Genomic DNA, 25,413 nt, shown 5'->3' on the forward strand with positions numbered 1-25,413 from the left:
CACCGCTGTCCCGCGCACCCCCACCCCGAAGGGAACAGCTCATGCACACCAGCACCGTCAGATCTGTCAGGCGCATGCCGGCCATCGGGGCGGTCGTCGCCCTCGCCGCCGGCATGCTCGTCGCGGTGGCACCCAGCGCGCACGCGGCCGCGGCCGCGGGTGCCACCCTGCCCTTCACCTCGGTCGAGGCCGAGTCGGCCACCACCACCGGCACGAAGATCGGGCCGGACTACACCCAGGGCACGCTCGCCTCGGAGGCGTCCGGCCGGCAGGCCGTCCAGCTGTCCTCGGGCCAGCGGGTGGAGTTCACCGTGCCGCGCGCGGCCAACGCGGTGAACGTCTCCTACAGCGTCCCGGACGGCCAGTCCGGCTCGCTCGACGTGTACGTCAACGGCACCAAGCTGGCCAGGACCCTTCCGGTGACCTCCAAGTACTCCTACGTCGACACCGGCTGGATCACCGGCAGCAGGACGCACCACTTCTTCGACGACGCCCGGCTGCTGCTGGGGCAGAACGTCCAGGCCGGGGACAAGGTCGCGTTCGTCGCGACCGGTACACAAGTCACCGTGGACGTGGCCGACTTCGAGCAGGTCGCCGCCGCCGCCGCACAGCCGTCCGGATCGGTGTCCGTCGTCTCCAAGGGCGCCGACCCCAGCGGCAACGGCGACTCCACGGGGGCCTTCCGGGACGCCATCGCCGCCGCCCAGGGCGGAACGGTGTGGATCCCGCCGGGCGACTACAAGCTCACCTCCTCCCTCAACGGGGTACAGAACGTGACCCTTCAGGGGGCCGGCGGCTGGTACTCGGTCGTGCACACCTCCCGCTTCATCGACCAGTCCAGCTCCGCTGGGAACGTCCACATCAAGGACTTCGCGGTGATCGGCGAGGTCACCGAACGCGTCGACTCCAGCCCGGACAACTTCGTCAACGGCTCCCTCGGGCCGGGCTCGTCCGTCTCCGGCATGTGGATCCAGCATCTGAAGTGCGGCCTGTGGCTGACGGGCACCAACGACAACCTGGTCGTGGAGAACAACCGGATCCTCGACACCACCGCCGACGGCATCAACCTCAACGGCACCGCCAAGGGGGTCCGGGTCAGCGACAACTTCCTGCGCAACCAGGGCGACGACTCCCTCGCCATGTGGTCGCTGTACGGCCCGGACACCGGTTCCAGCTTCGAGAACAACACCATCTCCCAGCCCAACCTGGCCAACGGCATCGCCATCTACGGCGGTACCGACATCACGGTGCGCGGCAATCTGGTCTCCGACACCAACGCCCTGGGCAGCGGTATCGCCATCTCCAACCAGAAGTTCCTGGACCCGTTCTCGCCGCTGGCCGGCACCATCACGGTCGACGGCAACACGCTGGTGCGCGCCGGCGCGATGAACCCCAACTGGAACCATCCGATGGGCGCGCTGCGCGTCGACTCGTACGACAGTGCCATCAACGCCACGGTGAACATCACGAACACGACGATCACCGACAGCCCCTACAGCGCCTTCGAGTTCGTCTCCGGCGGCGGCCAGGGCTATCCGGTGCGGAACGTCAACGTGACCGGGGCGACGGTGCGGAACACCGGCACGGTCGTGGTGCAGGCGGAGGCGCAGGGAGCGGCCACGTTCAAGAACGTCACCGCCACCGGTGTCGGTTCGGCCGGGGTGTACAACTGCCCGTATCCGGCGAACTCCGGGCCCTTCACGCTCACCGACGGCGGCGGCAACTCCGGCTGGTCCGGCAGCTGGTCGGACTGCTCCAGCTGGCCCCAGCCCGGCCAGGGCAATCCGGCGCCCGATCCCAATCGCAACCTCGCCAAGGGCCGGCCGGCCACCGCGACCGGTTTCCAGGACGTCTACACGCCGGGCAAGGCGGTCGACGGTGACGCCAACTCGTACTGGGAGTCCGCCAACAACGCCTTCCCGCAGTCGTTGACGGTCGACCTGGGCTCGTCGTACGCGGTGCGCCGGCTGGTGCTGAAGCTGCCGCCGTCCTCGGCGTGGGGCGCCCGCACCCAGACCGTCACCGTGCTCGGCAGCACCGACGGCTCCGCCTACTCCACCGTGGCCGGCTCCCAGGGCTACCGCTTCGACCCGGCCACCGGCAACACCGCCACGGTGTCGCTGCCGGGGGATGCGAACCTGCGGTACCTGCGGCTGTCGGTCAGCGCCAACACGGGCTGGCCGGCGGGGCAGTTCAGCGAGGTGGAGGCGTACCTCACCCCCTGACGTCCCGCTGCGGACCGGGCGGCTCGCCGGAGCCGTCTCCAGGTGCCGGTGCCCGGGGGTGAGAGCCCGGGCACCGGCATCACCTGCGACCGGGCAGCGCAGCCTCGCGCGGCGGACGGCGCGCGCCCGGCCACGTCGGGGGAGCGCGCGTGATGAGTGAGATCTTCAAGTGCGCCCCTCACGCGCCAGGTTGGCTGAAAACGCTCGTTCCGGCCGGAATCTTTGCTTCCCCCGTCCGGGGGCTGTCAAGGGGTGCCGCTGGGGCGGGCGGGGTGGGGTGGCGTGTCGGACAGATATGGGACGTGCTTCTGGCATATCGCGCGCGTCGTTCAAAGTGGCCTACGAGCAACCCTCTCTGTCGGATAATCAGCCCAGATCAGGGCCGGAGTTCGGCCATCGCGCCCGGGCGTGTCGCGCGTCGCCGGACCGCGGAGGTGCCGCGACGTGCGACGTTCCGACCTGTGTACGGGTGAGGAATTTTTCGCGGCGCCGGTTTGTGCGCGGGGTGCCGGGGCACCCGGGCGGGCGACGATTCGGCCGCGATTCCGGGCGCGCGCACGGCCCGTCGGAGATTGCCCGATGGTGACGCAAAAACACCGGCAGAGTACTCTCCGTTCAACTTCAGGGGGTTGCTTACGCGTGACTCACCGTGAAGACTGTGGCCGAGATCCATCGAAACGAAGGTGTGACGGGGTGCGCATCATGCCATTCGTGGGGCGGCATGCTCCGCGATTGCGTATCGTCACATCGCGTTCCGAGTAGTCGGGGCCCTCGGCCCCTGCTGTCCGTATACGAACCGGGAGGGTCCCGCGCCATCACCGCGCGGGAGGTTTCGCCAAGGGGGATGGGCTATGTCGGGTTGGTGCGCCGTACGACCGGGCTTGCCGCGGGGCCGTGGCCGGCCGCGCAGCCGCCGCGTCCTGCGCCGTATGTGCTGACGGTTCCCGATCCGTCCCGGCGGCGGACCGACGGCAGCCGACCGTTCCGCCGTTCCAAGGCAAGTCATCAGCACACCACACGGGTCACGCGCTGCTCCGCTCCGGATTTTCGCGCGGCGGTGCCCGGGATCTTCCGCCGGCCGGCCCGTGCGGGTTCGCGCCGTTCCCCGTGTGTGTGGCTCCGCTGTGCCCGCACGCGCTAGCAAGGAGACAAGGTGATCAGCAGGCAACCGACGGACGGCCAGCTCCTCCTGGAGGAGTTGCCCGACCGCTGGCGGGGTCTACGCGAGGCCGGTCCGGTACGGCACGACGAGGTCCAGGGCACCTGGCAGGTGCTCGACCACGAGAACGTCGCCGCCGTGCTCGCCGACCCGGCGACGTACTCCTCGGACCTCTCCGCCCTCAGCCCCACCCAGGCCGACTTCGAGACCTTCACCCAGGGCAACTTCGTCGGCATGGACCCCCCGGAGCACCGCAAACTCCGCACCCTGGTCAGCCAGGCGTTCACCCCCCGGGTCGTGCAAGGGCTCGAACCCCGTATCGAGGCCATCTGCGCCCGGCTGCTGGACGGCGTCGCCGACCACGACCGGTTCGACCTGGTCGACACGCTGGCCTACCCGCTGCCGATCATCGTGATCGCCGAACTGCTCGGCATCCCCGCCGAGGAGCACCGCCTCTTCCAGGAGTGGGCGAGCGTGCTGTTCGGCGGCGACCAACTCGGCGAGGCGCCGGACATGGCCGATCTGGAACGGGCGCTGGAGGCCATCGCCCCGACCGTGCGCGAGATGAACAGCTACATGCTGGACTACATACGCGCCCGGCGCGCCGCCCCCGGCGACGACCTGACCAGCAGACTCATCGCCGCCGAGGTGGACGGCGTGCGCCTGCGGGACCAGGAGATGGTCGGCTTCGTGGCGCTGCTGCTGGTCGCCGGACACATCACCACCACCGCGCTGCTCGGCAACGCGATCGTCACCTTCGACCGCTACCCCGACACGGACGCGGCGCTGCGCGCCGATCCGCTGCGCATCCCCACCGCCGTCGAGGAGGTGCTGCGCTGGCTGCCCCCCTTCCCCGAACTGGGCCGCCGGGTGACCAGGCCCGTCGTCCTCGGCGGTCACGAGATCCCCGCCGACACCCTGCTGATGGCACATCTGGGCGCCGCCAACCGGGACCCCGCCCGTTTCGACGCGCCCGACGTCTTCGACGTGACCCGCTCACCCAATCCCCATCTGACCTTCGGGCACGGCATCCACTTCTGTTTCGGTGCGCCGCTGGCCCGGCTGGAGGCACGGATCGCTCTGCGTATGTTGCATGAACGATTCCGCATGCTGGCGGTCCCGTCCCACAAGGACATCACCTACCAGAATCCGGCCGTGATCGTCGGCGTACGGCATCTGCCCGTCGAGGTCGGCCGAGCGTAATCCCCGGCGCACACGCAGCGCCCCGGTCGGCCCCCGTACCGCTCAGACCCGGGCCGGACCGGAAACACCCGCACATGAGACCCATCCAACGGGAGTCCCCTTCTCATGCCGTACACCATCCCCGCCGCTCCGCCCGTCTCCCGGACGCCCTCGCTGTTACGCCGGGAACTGCGGGACCGCCTCGACGCGCTCGCCCGGACCCACCGGGTGCCCGGCGCCCAACTGGTCCTCGACACCGGCACCGACGTCATATCCATACACACCGGCACCGCCGACGTCTCCGCCGGCACCCTCCTCACCGGGGACACGGCCGTCCCCCTGGGCTCGCTCACCAAGCCGTTCACCGCGGCCCTCGTGATGCTCCTCGCCGACGACGGTGACCTGGACCTCGACGAGCCCGCCGCCCTGCACCTTCAGGAGCTGCGCTCCGTCCCCGGGGTGACGATCCGTCAGCTGCTCAGCCACACCGGCGGGCTGCCCACCGGGCCGGACTCCGACACCGCCGCCGCGACCACCGCCGCCCGCTATCTGGCATCGGTGTGCACCGCCCGTGACCTGCTCTTTTCGCCGGGCACCGACTTCTCCTACTCCAACGCCGGTTACGTCGCCGCCGGACGGCTGGTGGAGACCGTCACCGGGATGCCGTGGGGCGAGGCGGTCCGGTCGCTGCTGCTCGAACCGCTCGGTGTCGCACCGGCGTTCATCGGCGAGGCCGCGCCCGGCCGTCCCGTGGCCGCGGGACACGCGGTCAACACCGCCACCGGACAGGCCCTCGCGGCCCGGCAGAACCTGGCACCGCTGGAGGCGCCGGCTGGCGCGCTGCTCGCGAGCGCCGCGGACCTGGCCGCGTTCGGCAACGCGCTGATCGGCCGCGGCGATCTGCTGCCGCCCGCCGTCGCGAAGGACATGCGCCGCCCCGAACCCGCCGCCCGGCCCGGCACCCTGGCCGACGGCTGGACCCCCGGACTCGCCCTCTACCAGCACGACGGCCGTGCCTGGTTCGGCCACGACGGCAACGCCCAGGGCACGTCCTGCCATCTGCGCACCGACCCGGAGAGCGGGGTCGTGGTGGCCTTCACGGGCAACGCCGGCGGTGCGACCGCGCTGTGGCGCGACCTCACCGGGGAACTCGCCCGGCTCACCGGCATCCGGGTACCGGCCGGCGGACACCCCGTGGACGGGGGGCGCCGCGCCGCCCTGCCCGAGTGCGTGGGTCTGTACCGCAACGGCGGCACGGGCTACCGCGTCACGGCCGGCCCGGACGGCGAGCCCGCCCTGTCCGTGGACGGCGACCTGGCGCTCCCGCTGGTCTGCTACGCCGACCTGTCGTACGACCTGCGCGACCCGGCCACCGGCAGCCTGGAGCCCGGTGGCCGCTTCCACCGTGACCCGGTCACCGGGAGCATCGACCGAATACAGATATCCGGCCGCACGGCGCGCCGCACCGACGACGGCTGACGGACGGGGCCGACGGGGCAGGCCGGACCGCGTGTCGGTCACGGCTCCGGGCCCCGGGCGGGTTCGGGCCGGTCATCGGTCCTGAGCCGCCGGTCCGGTGCCGTGCGGGGTCCGGTCCCGGACAGGGCATGGTCCCCGGTCACGGCCCGGTGAGGTCCGGCCCCGGTCGGCGTGCCGGTGTCCGGTCCCCGCCCGGGTGCGGCGGATGTCCCGCCCGGAGCTCGTAGCCCCGGCCGCCCGTCTCGCCCCGTCATCCCCTCCCGTCCCCACCGGGGCGCCCGCACCCGGTACGCGCGGTCCGCCCGGCATCGCGTACCCGGCCCGTGCCCCGCCGTGTCACCCGGCGCGGCGGCCCGGCCGTCGCCCTGCCGGAGGGCGCGCGGGAAGCGCCACCCCCCTGTCACCCCGTTCGTCACGCGCGGTACCGGTCAGCCCGACCGGCCCCGCCGGCCCGTTCGTCCAGCACCGTCGTCCCCGCCCGGTGCGCCCCCGTTCCAGCGCGCCGCCCCCGCGGTGGGCCCGGGCCGCCCCCACGGCCCGTGCCCCATCGTCCCGCTCTCCAAAGGACTACACCCATGACGGACCCGCACGACAAGCCCGCATCGGCGCCCTCCCTGCCGCGCTCCGGCCCCGCCGGTGCGACGGAGAGCAGCACGACCGGGGCGCCCCCGATGCTCGGCGCGCTGTTCGCCGCCTGGGTGGCCCGTACCCCGGACGCACCGGCCCTCACGGACGGCCGGCGGACCTGGACCTACCGCCAACTGGCCGACCGGGCCGACCGGTTGGCCGCACATCTGACATGCCGGCGCGCCGGACCCGACCGGGTGGTCGCCCTGGTCCTGCCGCGCTCCATGGAACTGATCGCCGCCGAACTGGCCGTCGCCCGGGCCGGTGCCGCCTTCCTGCCCGTGGACCCCGCCTACCCCGCCGAGCGCCGGGCCCTGATGCTCGCCGACGCCGCACCCGCCGTCACCCTCGACGACGCGGGCCGGGTCGGCGAGCTGCTCGACGCCGATGCCGACGCCGACGGCGGGCGCCCTGCGGGGGAGCCGGTCGCCGGGGCCGACAGTGCCGCGTACGTCATCTATACCTCTGGTTCCACCGGCACCCCCAAGGGCGTGACGGTCACCCACCGCGGCATCGGCGGGTTCGTCACCGCCGCGGCCGAGCGGTACGCCGTGGGTCCCGGCGACCGCGTGCTCCAGTTCTCCTCGCCGAGCTTCGACGCCTCCGTCCTGGAGCTGTTCATCTCGGTGCTGTCCGGCGCCACCCTCGTCGTACCGCCGCAGGGCCCCTGGCTGGGCGACGAACTCGCCGGTGTCCTGGACGAGCACCGCATCACCCACGCCCTCATCCCGCCCGCCGCGCTCGCCACCCTGCCGGGGCCGGAGACCGGCGCGGGGCGTCATCTGCGCACACTGATCGTGGGCGCCGAAGCCTGCCCGGCCGGGCTCGTGGACACCTGGGCGCCCGGCCGCCGCATGATCAACTCGTACGGTCCGACCGAGGCCACCATCGTCGCCACCTGGACCGGGCCGCTCACCGCGGGCCGGGGCACCCCGACGATCGGCGACGCCCTGCCGCACACCCGGACCCATGTGCTCGACGCCGCGATGCGGCCCGTACCGCCCGGCGCGGACGGCGAGTTGTTCATCGGCGGCGACGCGGTGGCCCGCGGCTACCTCGGCCGCCCGGGCCTGACCGCCATCCGCTTCGTGCCCGATCCCTTCGGACCGGCCGGGGCCCGCCTGTACCGCACCGGGGACCGGGCGCGCCGAACGCCCGACGGGGAGCTGGAGTTCCTCGGCCGCCTCGACCGGCAGGTGAAGATCCGCGGCTTCCGGATCGAGCCGGGCGAGATCGAGGCCGCCCTGCGCCTGGCCGGCGCCGACACCGTCGGCGAGGCCGTGGTCGTCGTACGCGAGGACGAGCCGGGTCACCAGCGCCTCGTCGGCTACGTCACCCCGGCCGGTCCGGTACCCGCCGCCGCCCCGGACCCGGACCCGGCGACTCCCGCCCCGGACCCCGCCGCCCCCTCGTCCCGCCCCGCGGGCGTCCTGGACCCCGCGGCCCTGCGTGCCGCCGTGGCCGCGCGGTTGCCCGCCCACATGGTGCCGGCCGCGGTCGTGGTGCTGGACCGGATGCCGCTCACCCCGCAGAACAAGATCGACCGGCGGGCCCTGCCCGCGCCGGAGCGCACGGCCGCGGCCGGACACCTGGCGCCGCGCACCGACGAGGAACGAGCGCTCGCGGCGATCTGGGCGGACGTCCTGGGCGTGGACGAGGTCGGCGTGACGGACGACTTCTTCGACCTCGGCGGCGAATCCATCCTCGCCGCCCGGACCCTGTCCCGGATCAGGGACGAGCTGGGTGTCCGGCTGACCGTGCGGGACGTCTTCTCGGCACGGACCGTCGCCGCCCTCGCCCCGCTCCTCGCCGACCCCTCGGCCGCCGCACCCGCCGAGCCGATATCCCCGGTCCCGCACGCGGACGGGCTGCCGCTGTCCAGCGCGCAGCGGCGGCTGTGGTACCTGGACGAACTCAGCGCGGGCGGCACCGAGTACAACACCGGTGTGTCCCTGCGGCTGCGCGGCGCCCTGGACCCGGCCGCGCTGCACCGGTCCCTGCAACGCCTCGCCGCCCGGCACGCCGCCCTGCGCACCACGTTCGCCACGGCGGACGGGCAGGCCCGCCAGCGGATCGCGGCGGAGCCGGACCTGCCGCTGCGCACGGCCGACGTCCGCGACCTGCCCGCGGAGCGCCGCGCCGCGGCCGCCGAGGACCTGCTCACCGAGGAACTGGGCCGCCCCCACGACCTGGCGGCCGGGCCGCTCACCCGCGCCCTGCTGGTGCGGCTCGCCGACGAGGACCACCTGCTCCTGCTCGCCCAGCACCACATCGTCACCGACGGCTGGTCGGTGGGCATCCTGACCCGCGAGCTCGCCGCCCTCTACCACGCCGAGACCACCGGCGAGCCGGACGGTCTCGCGCGGCCGGGCGTGCAGTACCCGGACTTCGCGGTGTGGGAAGGGCGGCAGCGGACGTCCGGCGCGGACGCGGCCGACCTCGCCTACTGGAAGCGGCACCTGGACGGAATCCAGCACCTGGAGCTGCCCGCCGACCGGCCGCGCCCGGCCGTGCGCAGCACCGCGGGAGCCGCCCACCGGCACCCGCTGCCCGCCGAACTGGTGGACAGACTGCGGCAGTTGGCCACCGGGCGGGGCACCACCGTGTTCACCCTGTACGCGGGTGCCGCCGCGCTGCTGTTCGCCCGCTACTCGGGCCAGCGGGACATCGCCTTCGGCACCGTCACCACCGGACGCGGCCGGCGCGACCTGGAGGACGTGGCGGGCTTCTTCGCCAACACGGTGGTGCTGCGCGGCGAGGTGGACGAACGGGCCAGCGTCGACCGGTTCGTGGAGACCATGCGGACGACGGTGCTGGACGCCTTCGCCCACGACGGGGTGCCGTTCGACCGGGTCGTGGAGGAACTGGCCCCGCCCCGCGACCCCAGCCGCACCCCGCTGGTGCAGGTGCTCGTCGTACAGCAGACCGCCCTGCCCGTCCCGCCGTCCGCCGGCGGACTGCGCCTCGCCGAGCACCCGCTGCCCCGCCCGGCCGCGCGCTTCGACCTGGTCCTGGAGTTCACGCCGGACGCGGACGGCGGCTGCGTGCTGACCGCGGAGTTCAACACGGACCTGTTCGAGCCGGCGACCGTGGCCCGTCTGACCGCGCACCTGCACCGCCTGCTGGAGGGCATGGCCGACGGACCGGGCCGCCCGCTCGCCGAGCTGCCCATGCTCTCGGCCGAGGAGCAGCGCACGCTGGTGGACACCTGGAACCCGGCCGCCCGCCGCTCCGCGGGCACCGGACACGGCACGCTGCCCGAGCTGTTCCACGCGCAGGCGGCCCGCACCCCGGACCGTACCGCCGTCGTCTGCGGCCCCACCCGGCTCGACTACGCCGAGGCCGCCCGGCGCGCCAACCGGCTGGCCCGGCTCCTCGTCGCGCGCGGCGCGGGACCCGAGACCCTGGTCGCGCTCTGCCTGCCGCGCTCCGCCGACCTCGTGCCCGTGCTGTGGGCCGTGCTCACCTCGGGCGCCGGCTACCTCCCGATCGACCCCGGCTATCCGGCCGAGCGGGTCCGGCTGATGCTCGGCGACGCCCGGCCCGCCCTGGTCGTCGCCACCCGCGAGACCGCCTCCGCGCTGCCCGGGGACTGCGCGCCGCTGCTGCTGGACGACTGCGACGACGCCGCGTGGGCCGACACGGAGCTCACCGACGCCGACCGGCTCCGGCCGCTGCTGCCGGACCATCCCGCCTACGTCATCTACACCTCCGGTTCCACCGGCCGCCCCAAGGGCGTGGTGGTGACCCACCGCAGCGTCGCCGCCCTGGCCGCGTGGGCGGGCGAGCGGTTCGAGGACGCCGGACTCGGCCATGTGATCGCCTCCACCTCCCTCAACTTCGACGTCTCGGTCTTCGAGCTGCTGTGCCCGCTGACGGCCGGCGGCACGGTCGAGGTGGTCGCCGATCTGCCGGCCCTCGCCGACGGCTCGGGCCCCCGGCGCGCCGGGCTGCTCAGCGGGGTGCCCTCCGTCGTCTCCCGCCTGGTCGCGGGCGGTACGGCGCCGCTGGCCGCGGACACCGTCGTGCTGGCCGGTGAGGCCCTGCCCGCGCAGACCGTGCACGACCTGCGCGCCGCCATGCCCGCGGCCCGCATCGCCAACATCTACGGCCCCACCGAGGCCACCGTCTACGCGACCGCCTGGTTCGCCGGTGACCGGCTGCCCGACCAGGCGCCGCCCATCGGCGAACCGGTCGCGCTCACCCGGACCTACGTCCTGGACGGCCGGCTGCGGCCCCAGCCGGTCGGCGTCACCGGTGAGCTGTACCTCGGCGGCTGCGGCCTGGCCCGCGGCTATCTGCGCCGTCCCGGACTGACCGCCGCCCGGTTCGTCGCCGACCCGTTCGGCGCGCCCGGCGAGCGCATGTACCGCACCGGCGACCTGGTGCGCCGCGCCGCCGACGGCGGCCTCGAGTACGTGGGCCGGATCGACCAGCAGGTCAAGGTGCGCGGCTTCCGCATCGAACTGGGCGAGGTGGAGGAGGCGCTGCGCGGCTGCGCGGGCGTCGCCGAGGCCGCGGCCACCGCCGTCACCGTCGAGGGCGAGGACCACCGGCGCCTGGTCGGCTACGTCGTCCCGGCCGCGGGCGAGGCGGTGGAACCGGAGGCGGTGCGCCGCGAACTCGGCCGCACCCTGCCCGACTACATGGTCCCGTCGACGGTCGTCGTGCTGGCCGCCCTGCCGCTCAGCCCGAACGGCAAGGTCGACCGCGGCAGGCTCCCCGACCCCGGCCCCGCCGTGCGCGCCGTACGGCATGTCGCGCCCCGCACGCCCACCGAGCGGGCGCTCGCCGCGATCTGGGCGGAGGTGCTGCGCGCGGACCGCATCGGCGTCGACGACAACTTCTTCGAGCTCGGCGGCGACTCGATCCTCAGCATCCAGGTCGTGGCCCGCGCCCGGCAGGAGGGCCTGGCACTGACCTCGCGGGACGTCTACCAGCACCAGACGGTCGCCGCCCTGGCCCGCTGCGCGGACGCCGCGGGCCGGCTCCGCGAGGCCGCCCCGGCCCCGGAGGAGGCCACCGGCACGGCCCCGCTGACGCCCATCCAGCACTGGCTGTTCGGCGCCGGCGTACGGGACGCCGGGCACTTCTCCCAGGCGCTGTCCGTCCAGCTGCCCGACGACCTGGACGCGGTCGCGCTGGAGGACGCGCTCAACGATCTCGCCGGGCACCACGACGCCCTGCGCTCCCGGTTCGCCGACACCGGCGGCCAGGGGCGCGAGGCCGTCTGGTTCATCGACGAGCGGATGCCCCGCATCCGGCTGGCCCGGCACACCGGCCCGGACACGGACACCCCGCACTTCGGCCCCTTCGACCTCGCCCGGGGACCGCTGCTGCGCGCCGTGCTGCACGACAGAGGAGCCGATCGGCCCGCCGTGCTGCACCTCGCGGTCCACCACCTGGTGGTCGACGGCGTGTCCTGGCGGGTGCTCCTGGAGGACCTCGACCGCGCCTACCAGGCCCGCCGTACCGGCGCCGACGGCGCGGCGGCACTGCCCGCGAAGTCCTCGCCGCTGCGGCAGTGGGCCCGCAGGCTGGCCGCCCACGCGGCGGACGGCGGCTTCGAGGACGAGCGGGAGTACTGGACCGGGGCCGTCCCGGACACCGAACCCGTCGTACCGGCAGCGACCGAGAAGAGCGCCAACACCTACGCCTCCCAGCGGGCGTTCACCGTGCGGCTGGCCCCCGAGGACACCTCGGTCCTGCTGCACACCCTGCCCGACACCTACCGCACCCAGGTCAACGACGTCCTGCTCAGCGCGCTCGGCCGGGCCCTGCGCGCCTGGAGCGGCCGGGACCGGGTGCTGGTCGACGTCGAGGGGCACGGCCGCGAGGAACTCTTCCCCGAGCTGGACATCAGCCGCACGGTCGGCTGGTTCACCACCCGCTACCCCGTCGCCCTCGCCGCCCCGGGGAAGGACGACTGGGACGCCGTACTGAAGCGCGTCAAGGAGCAGTTGCGCGCGATACCCCGGCACGGCCTGGGCCATGACGCGCTGCGCCACCTGGCCGGACCCGGCGGCGACCCCGGCACCCCGGACGCCCGGATCAGCTTCAACTACCTGGGCCGGATGGGCGCGTCGGACGCGCCTGACGGGCTGTACCGGGGCACCGTCCGGCCGCTGGAGCTGGACGCCGACCCGGCCGCCGAGCGCCCGCACGCCCTGGAGGTCGTCGGCCAACTGGTGCACGACCAGCTGGAGTTCACCTGGTTCTACTCGGACCGGCTGCACGCCGAGGACACGATCGGGGAGCTGGCCGCAGGCTTCGCCGACGCGCTCGCGGACCTCGCCCGGTTCGCCGCCCGGCCCGGATCCGCCGGGCGCACCCCGTCCGACTTCCCGCTGTCCCGGCTCGACCAGACCGCCGTGGACCGCCTCACCGGCACCGACCCGGCGGCCGTCGCGGACATCCTCCCGCTCACCCCGACCCAGTCGGGCATGCTCTTCCACGGCCTGTCCCAGGACGACCGGGGCGTCTACTTCCAGCAGCTCACCTTCGTCCTGGACGGCGTGCCCGACCCGCGGACCCTCGCCGCCGCCTGGCAGGAGGTGACCGACCGCGCCGAGGTGCTGCGCGGCGGGGTCGTCTGGCAGGACGTGCCCGAACCGCTGCTCGTGGTGCGGCGGCACGCCCCCGTACCGGTCACCCATCTGGACTGGCGGGAGCTGACCGAGGAGGAGCGGCGCACCCGGCTGGACGACGTCCTGGACCGCGACCGGGCCGAGGGCATCGACCTCGGACGGGCCCCGCTCCAGCGCCTGCTCCTCGCCCGGGTCTCGGACACCGAGGTCCGCGTGGTGTGGTCCTTCCACCACCTGCTCCTCGACGGCTGGAGCCTGTTCCAGGTCCTCTCGGACGTCTTCGCCCTCACCGGCGGCGACGGGCCGGACACCCTCCCTGACCGCCCGCCGTACCGGGACTACGTCGCCTGGCTGCGCGCCCGCGACACCGCGGAGGCCGAACGGCACTGGCAGCGCCGGCTGGCCCACCTGACCGAGCCCACCCCGCTGCCGTACGACCGCGAGCCGCGCGAGAGCCACCGCGCCGAGTCCACCCACGCCGTACGGGCCACCCTGCCCGAGGCCGCGAGCCGGGCGCTGGAGGAGCTGGCGCGGACCTCGGGGCTGACCCTCAACACCCTGGTGCAGGGCGCCTGGGCGCTGCTGCTGGCCCGGCAGTCCGGCCGGGACGAGGTGGTGTTCGGCACCACCGTGTCCGGCCGCCCGCCCGAGCTGCCCGGCGCCGACGCCATGACCGGCCTGTTCATCACCACCCTGCCGACCCGGGCCGCCGTCCCCGACCACGGGAACCTGCTCGACTGGCTGCGCGCCCTCCAGCACGACCAGAGCGAGGACCGGCGGTTCGACCACGTACCGCTCACCCGGCTGCGCGCCCTCACCGAACTGCCGGAACGCGTCGCCCTGTTCGACAGCATCGTCGTCTTCGAGAACTACCCGGTGGACGACGACCTCGCCGCCGCCCACGGGCTGCGCCTGAGCGGCCTGGAGGGCATCGAGACCACCAACTACCCGCTGAGCCTGACCGCTTACCCCGGTCCGGAGCTGACCCTGCGCCTCGGGTACGACCCCGACCTGTTCGACGCGGGGACCGCCGAGCGGCTGGCCGAGTACCTGACCGTGCTGCTCGCGGGGATGACCGAGGGCACCCGGCGCCCGCCCGCCCGGCTCCCGCTGCTCGCCCCGGACCGCCGCGAACAGGTGCTGCGCGCCTGGAACGACACCGCCACCGGCCGGCCCGCCGCCACCGTCGCCGACCTGTTCGCCGCGCAGGTGCGCCGCACTCCCGACGCCGTGGCCCTGGAAGCCGGCGACGAGCATCTCACCTACGGTGAACTCGACGCCCGCGCGGCCAAGTTGGCGGCCCGGCTGACCGCCCGCGGGGTACGGCCCGAACGCGCCGTCGGCGTGCTGATGGACCGCTCCGTCGCGCTGATCGTCGCCCAGCTGGCCCTCGTCCGCACCGGCGGGGTGTACGTGCCGCTGGACGGCAGGGCGCCCGCCGAGCGGCTGCGCGGGATGCTGGCCGAGGCCGGCGCCGAGCTGCTGCTCACCGACGCCGCCTGGGCGGACACGGCCCGCGAGGTGCTGCCCGGCGAGGGCGTGCTGCGCGCCGACGGCACCCCGGACGCGGACGATCCCGTACCCGCCCCGGCCGCGGCCGCGGTCCACCCCGACAACGTCCAGTACCTGATGTTCACTTCGGGCTCCACGGGCACCCCCAAGGGCGTCGCGGTACGTCAGCGGGACGTCGCCGCCCTCGCCCTGGACCGCGCCTTCGCCGGGCACGACCGGGTCCTCGTGCACTCGCCGCACGCCTTCGACGCCGCCACCTACGAGGTGTGGGCGCCGCTGCTGCGCGGCGGCACGGCCGTGCTCGCCCCGCCCGCCGACCTGGACACCGCCCTCGTCCGCAGGGCCGTCACGGAACAGGGGGTGAGCTGCCTCTGGCTGACCGCGGGACTGTTCCGGCTCCTCGCCCAGGAGGATCCCACCTGCCTGCGCGGCGCGCGCGAGGTGTGGACCGGCGGCGAGGCGGTGCCGGGCGCGGTGGTGCGCCGGGTGCTGGACGCCTGCCCCGGCCTGACCGTCGTGGACGGCTACGGCCCCACCGAGACGACCACCTTCGCCACCCGCCGCCCTTTCCGCTCCGGCGACCCGCTGCCCGCCGTACTGCCCATCGGCCGCCCGCTGGACGACACCCGCGTCTACGTCCTGGACGCCGCCCTCCAGCCGCAGCCGCCGGGCATCCCCGGCGAGCTGTACATCGCGGGCGCCGGCCTGGCCCGGGGCTACGCGGGCCGCTCCGGCGCGACCGCCGCCCGCTATCTCCCCGACCCCTTCGGGCCGGCCGGGGAACGGATGTACCGCACCGGTGACATCGTGCGCTGGAGCGCCGACGGCGAACTGCACTTCGTCGGCCGCGCGGACGACCAGATCAAGATCCGCGGCTTCCGCGTCGAACCCGCCGAGATCGAGGCCCGGCTCACCGCCCACCCCGCCGTCGCCGAGGCCGTCGTCTCCCTCTACCAGGACGCCGGACGCAAGCGGCTCGCCGCCCACCTCGTGCCGGCCCCCGGCGCCGAGATGCCGGCCGCCGCCGGGCTGCGCGCCCACCTCGCCGACGGCCTGCCCGACTACATGCTGCCCGCCGCCTTCGTCACCGTGTCCGAGCTGCCGCTCACCGTCAACGGCAAGGTCGACCGGCGCCGGCTGCCCGCACCCGACTGGGGGGCCGGCGCCGAGTCGGCCCACCGCGCCCCGGCCACCGACACCGAGCGGCTGCTCGCCGGGATCTGGGCGGAGCTGCTGGGCGTCGAACGGGTCGGCGTCGACGACAACTTCTTCATGCTGGGCGGCGACTCGATCCTCAGCATCCAGGTCGTCTCCCGCGCCCGCGCCGCCGGACTCACCCTCACCCCGCGCGACCTCTTCCGGCACCCCACGGTCGCCGAACTGGCCGCCGCGGACGGCTCGTCCGCGCCCGCCGTCACCGGCACCGCACCGGTCAGCGGGGCGGCCGCCCTCACCCCGATCCAGCACTGGTTCCTCGGCCCCCGGCCACCGCACGCCGACTTCTTCGACCAGTCCGTCGTCATCGAGGCGGCCGGACCGGTGGACGAGGACGCGCTGCGCCGCGCCCTCACCGCCCTGTGGACCCAGCACGACGCCCTGCGCGCCCGGTTCACCGCCGACCCCGACGGCACCTGGCGGCAGGACATCCCCGCCACCGGCGCCCCGGCACCCGACCTGCTCCAGATCCACGACCCGCGCGCCGAGGAGTCCGTCACGGCGGCGGCCCACGCCGGACTCCGGCTGGCGACCGGAGGACTGTTCACCGCCCGCCTGTTCACCGCCGACGGCACCCGGCCCGCCCGGCTGCTCCTGGTCGCCCACCACCTGGTCGTCGACGGCGTCTCCTGGCGCATCCTGCTGGAGGACCTGGAGACCGCCTACCGGCAGGCCCTGACCGGCGAGCCCGTACGACTGCCCGCCCGCACCACCTCCGTGGACGCGTGGGCCGGCCGGCTGCGCGAGCACGCCGGCACCTTCGCCGCCCGGCTCGACCACTGGGAGCGGGCCGCCCGGCACTGCGCCGACCCGCTGCCCGTGGACGGCACCAGCGGCAACACCATGGCCGACGTCCGCGAGGTCACCGTCCGCCTCGACCGCGACCGCACCGACGCCCTGCTGCGCCGCGTCCCCGGTGTCTACCGCACCCGCGTCGACGACGTCCTGCTCACCGCGCTCGGCCGGGTCCTCGCCGACTGGACCGGGCACGGCACCGTCGCCGTCGGCCTGGAGGGCCACGGCCGCGAGGACCAGCTGTTCGAGGACGTCGACCTGTCCCGCACCGTCGGCTGGTTCACCTCGCTCTTCCCGGTCGCCCTGACCGTCCCGGACGGCGACTGGGGCACCGCCCTGAAGACCGTCAAGGAGCAGCTGCGCGCCATACCCGACCGGGGCCTCGGCTACGGCGTGCTGCGCCACCTCGTGCGCGACCCCCGGCTCACCGGCACGCCCGAACCCGCCATCAGCTTCAACTACCTGGGCCGCTTCGACTGGTCCGGGCCCGGCGGCACCCTGGTCGGGGCGGTACCCGGCGGCCTGGGCGGCGCCGAGGCGCCCGGCACCGAACGCCCGCACCTCCTCGACGTGGTGGCCCGGGTCGAGGACGACCGGCTGGAGATCACCTGGTACTACAGCGCCGGACGGCACCACGAGAACACCGTCACCGCGCTCGCCGAGGGCGTCCTGCGGGCACTGGGCGACATCGTCGCGCACTGCGCCCGCCCCGAGGCGGGCGGCCGCACCCCCTCGGACTTCCCGCTGGCCCGCCTGGACCAGACCGCCGTCGACCGCGTCGCCGGCACCGGCCGGGACGTCGCGGACCTCTACCCGCTCACCCCGATGCAGGCCGGCATGCTCTTCCACAGCCTGCTCGACCCGGCCGGCCGCACCTACGTCAACCAGGTGCAACTGGTGCTGAACGGGGTCGCCGACCCGCAGGCGCTCGCCGAGGCATGGCAGCAGACCGCGGACGCCAACCCGGTCCTGCGCACCCACCTGGTGTGGCAGGAGACCCCGCAACCGCTCCAGGTCGTCCGGCACCGCGCCACCGTGCCCGTCACCCACCACGACTGGTCCGACGGGCCCGCCGGCCACCGCGCCGACGACCTGGAACGACTGCTCGCCGAGGACCGGGAGCAGGGCATCGACCTGGGCGCCGCGCCGCTGATGCGGCTGACCCTGATCAAGCTCGCGCCCGACCGGGTCCGCCTGGTGTGGACGTTCCACCACGTCCTGCTCGACGGGTGGAGCGCCGCCCAGGTCTTCGACGAGGTCTGCGAGCGCTACGCCGCGCTCACCTCCGGGCGCCGCCCGCGGCCCGCCGAGCGCAAACCGTTCGCCGACTACCTGCGCTGGCTCGCCGCGCAGGACACCGAGCGGGCCGAACGGCACTGGCGGGCCGCCCTCGCCGGCTTCCAGGCCCCCACCGAACTGCCCCGGGACCGGCGCCCCGCCGAGGCCCACCGCGCCTCCTCCTGCGAGACGGTGCGGATGACCCTCGCCCCGGACGTCTCGGCCCGGCTGCGCGAGACCGCCCAGCGCTCCGGACTCACCCTGAACACCGTCCTCCAGGGCGCCTGGGCGCTGCTGCTGGCCCGCTACGGCGGCGGCAGCGACGTGGTGTTCGGCACCACCGTCTCCGGCCGGCCCGCCGAACTGCCCGGCGTCACCTCGATGGTGGGCCTGTTCATCAACACCCTGCCCACCCGCGCCCGCGTCGACCAGGAGCGCCCGCTGCTGGACTGGCTGCGCGAACTCCAGACCGCCCAGTCCGAGGCCCGCCGCCACGACTTCGTCTCCCTCGCCCAGTTGCAGTCCTGGAGCGAAGTACCCGGCGGCACCGGCCTGTTCGACTCCATCGTGGTCTTCGAGAACTACCCGTTCGACGAGCACGCGCTGGCCCGCCACGGCCTGTCCATGGAGCAGGAACGGGACCTGGAACCGACGAACTACGCGCTGAGCGTCGTCGTCGCACCCGGCGACACCCTGGCCGTGAACCTGGACTACGACCCGGACGCCTTCGACGCCACGACCGTAGGGGCGCTCGGCGAGAGCCTGCGCACCCTGCTGACCGGCATGGCCGACGACCCCGGCCGCACCCTCGCCGAACTGCCCCTGCTCGACGAGGCCGGGGCGCGGACCCTGGTGGAGCGCCTCGGCGGACCGGTGGCCGCGCTGCCGCACGGCACCCTGCCGGAGGCGTTCAGGCGACAGGCCGAGCGCACCCCGGACGCCGTCGCCGTCCGCCACGGCGACCAGAGCCTCACCTACGCCGAACTCGACGCCCGCGCCAACCGGCTGGCCCGCCAGCTCATCGCCGCCGGCGCCGGACCCGAGCGCTTCGTCGCCCTGTGCCTGCCCCGCACCGCCGACCTGATCGTGGCACTCCTCGCGGTGCTCACCAGCGGCGCCGGATACCTGCCGGTCGACCCCCAGTATCCGGCCGAGCGCGTCGCGTTCCTCTTCGAGGACGTACGGCCCGACGCCGTCATCACGGCCGCCGCGACCGCCGGGCGGCTGCCCGAGGGCCCGTTCACCCGCATCCTGCTCGACGAGGAACCGGACCCCGGGGTGCCCGACACCCCGGTCGGCGACACCGAACGCCGCACCGCCCTGCTGCCCGGCCACCCCGCCTACGTGATCCACACCTCCGGCTCGACCGGCCGCCCCAAGGGCGTCGTCGTCAGCCACGCCTCCGTCCTCGCCCTGACCGACTGGGCGGCGGCCGAGTTCACCGGCCGCGGACTGGCCCATGTGATCGCCTCCACCTCGCTCAATTTCGACGTGTCGGTCTTCGAGATCTTCTCCCCGCTGCTCTCCGGCGGCTGCGTCGAGATCGTCCGCGACCTGCTGGCCCTCGCCGAACGTCCCGGTCCCTGGCGGGCCGGACTGCTCAGCGCGGTGCCCTCCGCCCTGGACCGGCTGCTCGCCGAGGACGCCGTACAGCTCACCGCCGACACCGTCGTCCTCGCGGGGGAGGGGCTGCCCGCGCGGACCGTGCGCCGGGTCCGCGACGCCGTCCCCGGCAGCGAGGTGCGCAACATCTACGGGCCCACCGAGGCCACCGTCTACGCCACCGCCTTCACCTGCGACCCGGCCGACCCCGACCGGGACCCGCCGATCGGCCGCCCGCTCGGCGGCGCCCGCGCCTATGTGCTGGACGAGCGGATGCGCCCGGTGCCCGTCGGCGCGCCCGGCGAGCTGTTCCTCGCCGGGACCGGCGTCGCCCGCGGCTATCTGCGCCGCCCCGGCCTGAGCGCGTCCCGCTTCCTGCCCGACCCGTTCGGCCCCGCCGGCAGCCGCATGTACCGCACCGGAGACCGGGTCCGCTGGACGGCCGACGGCGACCTCGTCTACCTCGGGCGCGGCGACGACCAGGTGAAGGTGCGCGGCTTCCGCATCGAACTCGGCGAGGTGGAGGCCGCGCTGGCCCGCCACCCGGCCGTGGCGGGAGCGGCGGCCCGGGTGGTGGAGCAGGACGGCCACCGCCGGCTCATCGGCTACGCGGTGCCCCGCGCGGCCGGCCTGCCGGACCCCGCCGAACTGCGCGCCTTCCTCGCGGCCGGCCTTCCCGACCATCTGGTCCCCGCCCTCGTACTGCCGCTGGAGCGGCTGCCGCTCGGCGCCACCGGCAAGCTCGACCGGCGCGCCCTGCCCGCCCCCGAGCGGGCCGCGGCCGCCACCGGCGCGGGCCGGCCGCCGCGCACCGAGGCGGAGCACGCCCTCGCGGCCATCTGGTGCGAGGTGCTGGGCGTGCCCGAAGTGGGCGCGGACGACAACTACTTCATGCTCGGCGGCGACTCCATCCTCGGCATCCAGATCGTCTCCGCCGCCCGCCGCGCCGGGCTCGCCCTGAACCCCCGGCACCTGTTCACCCACCAGACCCTCGCCGAACTCGCCGCCGCGGCCGAGAAGGTGCCGGACCACGTCACGTCCGGCGCCGAGCAGGGCCCGGTGACCGGCGAGGCCCCGCTCACCCCCGTCCAGCACTGGCTGCTCGACACGCTCACCGGGGACCCCGCGCACTTCAGCCAGACGGTGGCCTTCGAACTGGCCGCCGATCCCGACGAGTCGGTGCTGCGGGACGCGCTCGCCGCCGTACTGGAGCACCACGACGCGCTGCGGCACCGCTTCGAGGCGGCCGGGGACGGCCGGTGGCGGCAGTACGGCACCGCGCCCGGCGAGACCGCCCCGCACCTGGAGGTGCACCGGGACGCGGAGCCCCGCGAGGTGGCCGCCGCCCTCGGCGCCGGGTTCGACCTGGCCCACGGGCCGCTGCTGCGCGCGGCCCTGTGCCGGACGGGCGGCGCCGGACGGCCGGTGCTGCTGCTCGCCGCCCACCACCTCGTCGTGGACGCCGTGTCCTGGCGGCTGATCCTGGAGGACCTGGAGAGCGCCTACCGCGCCCTGCGGGAGGGGGAGCGGCCCGGACTCGGCGCCAAGAGCACGTCCTTCCAGGCGTGGGCCCGGCGGCTCGCCGAGCACACCGAGGCGGGCGGCTTCGACGCCGAACTCGCCCACTGGCAGGGCGTCGACGCCATGACCGCCCTGCCGGCCGACCACACCGGCGGCGCGAACACCGTCGCCGTCGAGGAGAGCCTGACCGCCGGGCTCGACGCCGAGGAGACCCGCCGCCTGCTCCAGGACGTGCCGGACGCGTACCGCACCCGCGTCAACGACGTCCTGCTCACCGCGCTGGGCCGGGTCCTGGCCCGCTGGACGGGCCGGGACCGGGTGGCGGTCACCCTGGAGGGCCACGGCCGCGAGGAACTCTTCGCCGACACGGACCTCGCCCGCACCACCGGCTGGTTCACCACCGTCTACCCGGTCGCCCTGGACGTGCCCCGGGACGCCGGCACCGGTGCCGTGCTCAAATCCGTCAAGGAGAACCTGCGGGCCGTACCGAACGGCGGCCTCGGCTACGGCGCGCTGCGCTATCTGCACCCCACGGCCGGCGCCGCCCTGCCCGCCCTGCCGCAGGTGTGCTTCAACTACCTCGGCCGGCAGGACCGGACGCCCACGCGGGGCGGCCTGCTGGGCGCACCCCACGGCGACGGCCTCACCGGCGGCATGGACCGCGCCGCCGACCGCCCCCACCTGCTGGACGTCCTCGGCCGGGTCACCGGCGACCGGCTGGAGTTCACCTGGTCCTACTCCCGCGAGGTGCACCGCCCGGAGACCGTCGCCCGGCTCGCGGCCGAACTGGCCGGTGAACTGCGCGAGATCGTCCGGCACTGCGCCGAACCCGGCGCCGGCGGTCGCACCCCGTCCGACTTCCCGCTCGCGCCACTGGACCAGACCACTGTCGACCGGCTCGTCGGCAGCGGGACGGACGTCGGGGACGTGTACCCGCTCACGCCGACCCAGACCGGCATGGTGATGCACGGCCTGGACGAGGCCGAACACGGCCTGTACGTCGAGCAGATCACCTTCGTGGCGGACGGCGCCCGCGACCCGGGCATGCTGGCGGCGGCCTGGCAGCACGTCGTCGACCGCACCCCCGTGCTGCGCACCTCCGTCGCCCTGCACGGCGTGCCCGTACCGCTCCAGATCGTCCACCGGGACGTGGTCCTGCCGGTCACCGAGCACGACTGGAGCGCGCTGCCCGAGGAGCGGCGGGAGGCGGAGCTGGAGCGGCTGCTCGCCGAGGAACGGGCCCGGGGTCTCGCCCTGGAGCGCGCCCCGCTGCTGCGGCTCGCCCTGGTCCGGCTCGGACCGGACGCGGTACGGGTCGTGTGGACCTTCCACCACGTCCTGCTGGACGGCTGGAGCGTCTTCCACGTCCTCGCCGACGTGCTGGCCGCCCACGAGGCCCTGGCCCGGGGCGAGCGGCCCCGGCTCCCCGAGCGCCGCCCGTTCGCGGACTACGCCGCCTGGCTCGCCGCCCGCGGCACCGGCCCCGCCGAGGACCACTGGCGCGGCGTCCTGTCCGGACTGCGCACCCCGACCCCGCTGCCGTACGACCGCAGGCCCGCCCCCGGCACCACGGCCCGCTCGGGCACCTGGCTGTCGCAGCGGCTCGGCACCGAGGAGACCACCCGGCTCCAGGAGTTCGCCCGCCGGCACCGCCTCACCCTGAACACCCTGGTGCAGGGCGCCTGGGCGCTGCTGCTGGCCCGGTGGAGCGGCGAGCCGGAGGTGTGCTTCGGCACCACCGTCTCCGGACGGCCCGCCGACCTGCCCGGCGCCGACACCATCACCGGCCTGTTCATCACCACGCTGCCCGCCCTGATCGCCGTCGACGGCGCCGCGCCCGCGGCCGGCTGGCTGCGCGCGGTGCAGGAGGCGCGCGCGGAGGACCGGCGCCACGACCACCTGCCCCTGAACGCGCTGCGGGCGCTGAGCGAACTGCCCTCCGGCACCGGCATGTTCGACAGCCTGGTGGTGTTCGAGAACTATCCGGTCGGCGACGCGACCGCGGGCGCCCACGGGCTCGCCCTGCGCGACCTGGACGCCCGGGAGGCCACCAACTACCCGCTCACCGTGGTGGTCTCGCCCGGCGACCGGCTGGCCGTCGAACTCGGCTACGACCCGCGGTGCTTCGACGCGGACACCGCCGGCTCCCTCGCCGCGCAGCTGCTGCACACCCTGCACACCCTGGCCGGTACGGACGGCACCGCCCGCCTGGACGACCTCGATGTGCTGCCGCCCGCACTGCGCGAGCGGCTGCTGCGCGGGCCCTCCCGCCCGGAGCCCGCCGAGGTGGCGGCCGTCACCCTGCCCGCCCTGGTGGAGGCGGCCGTCGACCGCCGGCCGGACGCCCCCGCGCTCGCCGCGCCCGGCGCCCTGCTCACCTTCGCCGAGGCGGAGGCGCGGGCCAACCGGCTGGCGCACCGGCTCATCGCCCGGGGCGCCGGACCCGGCGACGTGGTCGCGCTGCTGCTGCCCCGCTCCGTGGACATGGTGCTGGCCCAGCTGGCGGTGGCCAAGGCGGGCGCCGCGTTCCTGCCCGTGGACCCCGCCTACCCCGAGGAGCGGATCGCGCTGATGCTGCGCGACGCGGCCCCCGCCCTGACCCTCGACGCCAAGGAGATCGCCGGACTGCTCGCCGCGCCGCCGGACGAGGCCCCCGGACACCGGCCCGGCGACGCCGACCGCAGGCGCCCGCTGGACCTGGACGACCCGGCCTACGTCATCTACACCTCCGGCTCCACCGGCACCCCGAAGGGCGTCGTCGTCACCCACCGCGGGCTCGCCGCGTTCTCCGCCGCCGAGGCCGCCCACTATCAAGTGGCCGAGGGAGACCGGGTGCTGGCCTTCGCCACGCCGAGCTTCGACGCCTCCGTGCTGGAGCTGTGCATGTCCCTGCCGCACGGCGCCCGGCTCGTCGTCCCCCGGCCCGGACCGCTGCTCGGCGCCGAACTGGCCGACGTGATGCGGGCCGAACGCATCACCCACACCCTGCTGCCCCCGGCCGCGCTGGGCACCCTGCCCCCCGGCACGCCCGGCACCCTGCCGGACCTCAAGACGCTGATCGTCGGCGCCGAGGCGTGCGGCGCCGACCTCGTGGCCCGCTGGGCGCCGCACCACCGCATGGTCAACTCCTACGGCCCCACCGAGGCCACTGTCGTCGCCACCTGGTCGGCACCGCTGACGGCCGACGGCGGCGCTCCGCCCATCGGCCGCCCGCTGCCCGCCACCGGCGCCTACGTCCTCGACGCCCGGCTGCGGCCGGTGCCCGACGGCGTCCCCGGCGAACTCTGGCTGTCCGGGCCCGCGCTGGCCCGCGGCTACCTCGGCCGCCCGGGACTGACCGCCGGCCGCTTCCGCGCCGACCCGTTCGGGCCGCCCGGCACCCGCATGTACCGCACCGGTGACCTGGTGCGCCGCGACAGCGCGGGCGAACTGCACTACCTGGGACGCACCGACCACCAGCTCAAGCTGCGCGGCCACCGCATCGAGGCGGGCGAGGTGGAGGCGACCCTGGTGCGCCACCCGGACGTGCTGGACGCGGTGGTGACCGTACGGGAGGACGAACCCGGCCTGCCGCGCCTGGTCGCCCACCTGCTCACCGCCCCCGGCGCCGAGCCCCCCGCCCCGACCGAACTGCGGTCCCTGGCCGCCCGGTTCCTGCCGGGCCACATGGTCCCGTCGGCGTTCGTGGCGCTGGAGCGCTTCCCGCTCACCGAGAACGGCAAGACCGACCGGGCGGCCCTGCCCGCGCCGGCACCGGAGGAGGAGCGGGACCGGCCCGAGTACGTGGCACCGCGCACCCCCACCGAGGAGGCGGTCGCGGAGATCTGGGAGGAGACCCTGGGGACGTCCGTCGGCGCCGAGGACGACTACTTCCTGCTCGGCGGCGACTCCATGCGCGCCCTGCTCATCGCCTCCCGCGCCAACGACGCGTTCGCCATCACGCTGACCCCCCGGGACGTCCTGGTCTCCCGCACCGTCGCCGCCCTGGCACTCCTGGTGGAGGAGCAGATCCTCAGCGAATTCGAGGACGCCGCGTACGGCGACGACGACCACGGCACCGGCCACGACGGTCAGGACGACGAGGACGCCGCACCCGACAGCGACGACGAAGACGCCGCGCTCGACAGCCACGACAACGAAGACGCCGCGCTCGGCGGCAACGACCACGAACGGTGAGGATCCGACGACCATGACGTCTTCGACCCCTTCGAACTCCTCCGGCCCCGCCCGC

4 protein-coding genes are annotated in these 25,413 nt (G+C 75.0%); all 4 read left to right on the forward strand.

All coding sequences use genetic code 11. From position 1 onward, the window contains the following. The first annotated feature begins 41 nt into the window (after nucleotides 1–41). The 4 genes from GHR20_RS34880 to GHR20_RS34895 all read left to right on the forward strand — a co-directional run bounded on the left by GHR20_RS34880 (nucleotide 42) and on the right by GHR20_RS34895 (nucleotide 25,358). Nucleotides 42–2,225, forward strand: coding sequence for a discoidin domain-containing protein (locus tag GHR20_RS34880; protein WP_153815521.1), 2,184 nt, complete (start codon nucleotides 42–44; stop codon nucleotides 2,223–2,225). Between the two features lie 1,153 nt (nucleotides 2,226–3,378). Next, on the forward strand, nucleotides 3,379–4,587 hold the full coding sequence (locus GHR20_RS34885) for a cytochrome P450 (RefSeq protein ID WP_111582916.1): 1,209 nt from the start codon (nucleotides 3,379–3,381) through the stop codon (nucleotides 4,585–4,587). A 105-nt stretch (nucleotides 4,588–4,692) separates the two neighbouring features. Beyond that, nucleotides 4,693–6,045 carry a serine hydrolase domain-containing protein gene (locus GHR20_RS34890; RefSeq protein ID WP_153815522.1) on the forward strand — a complete coding sequence of 451 codons (1,353 nt, stop codon included), beginning with the start codon at nucleotides 4,693–4,695 and terminating at the stop codon, nucleotides 6,043–6,045. A gap of 575 nt (nucleotides 6,046–6,620) precedes the next feature. Beyond that, complete coding sequence (locus GHR20_RS34895; protein ID WP_153815523.1) at nucleotides 6,621–25,358, forward strand: non-ribosomal peptide synthase/polyketide synthase; 18,738 nt, start codon at nucleotides 6,621–6,623, stop codon at nucleotides 25,356–25,358. Nucleotides 25,359–25,413 lie beyond the last annotated feature (55 nt).

Source organism: Streptomyces sp. SUK 48 (assembly GCF_009650765.1).
Classification (GTDB): Bacteria; Actinomycetota; Actinomycetes; order Streptomycetales; family Streptomycetaceae; genus Streptomyces.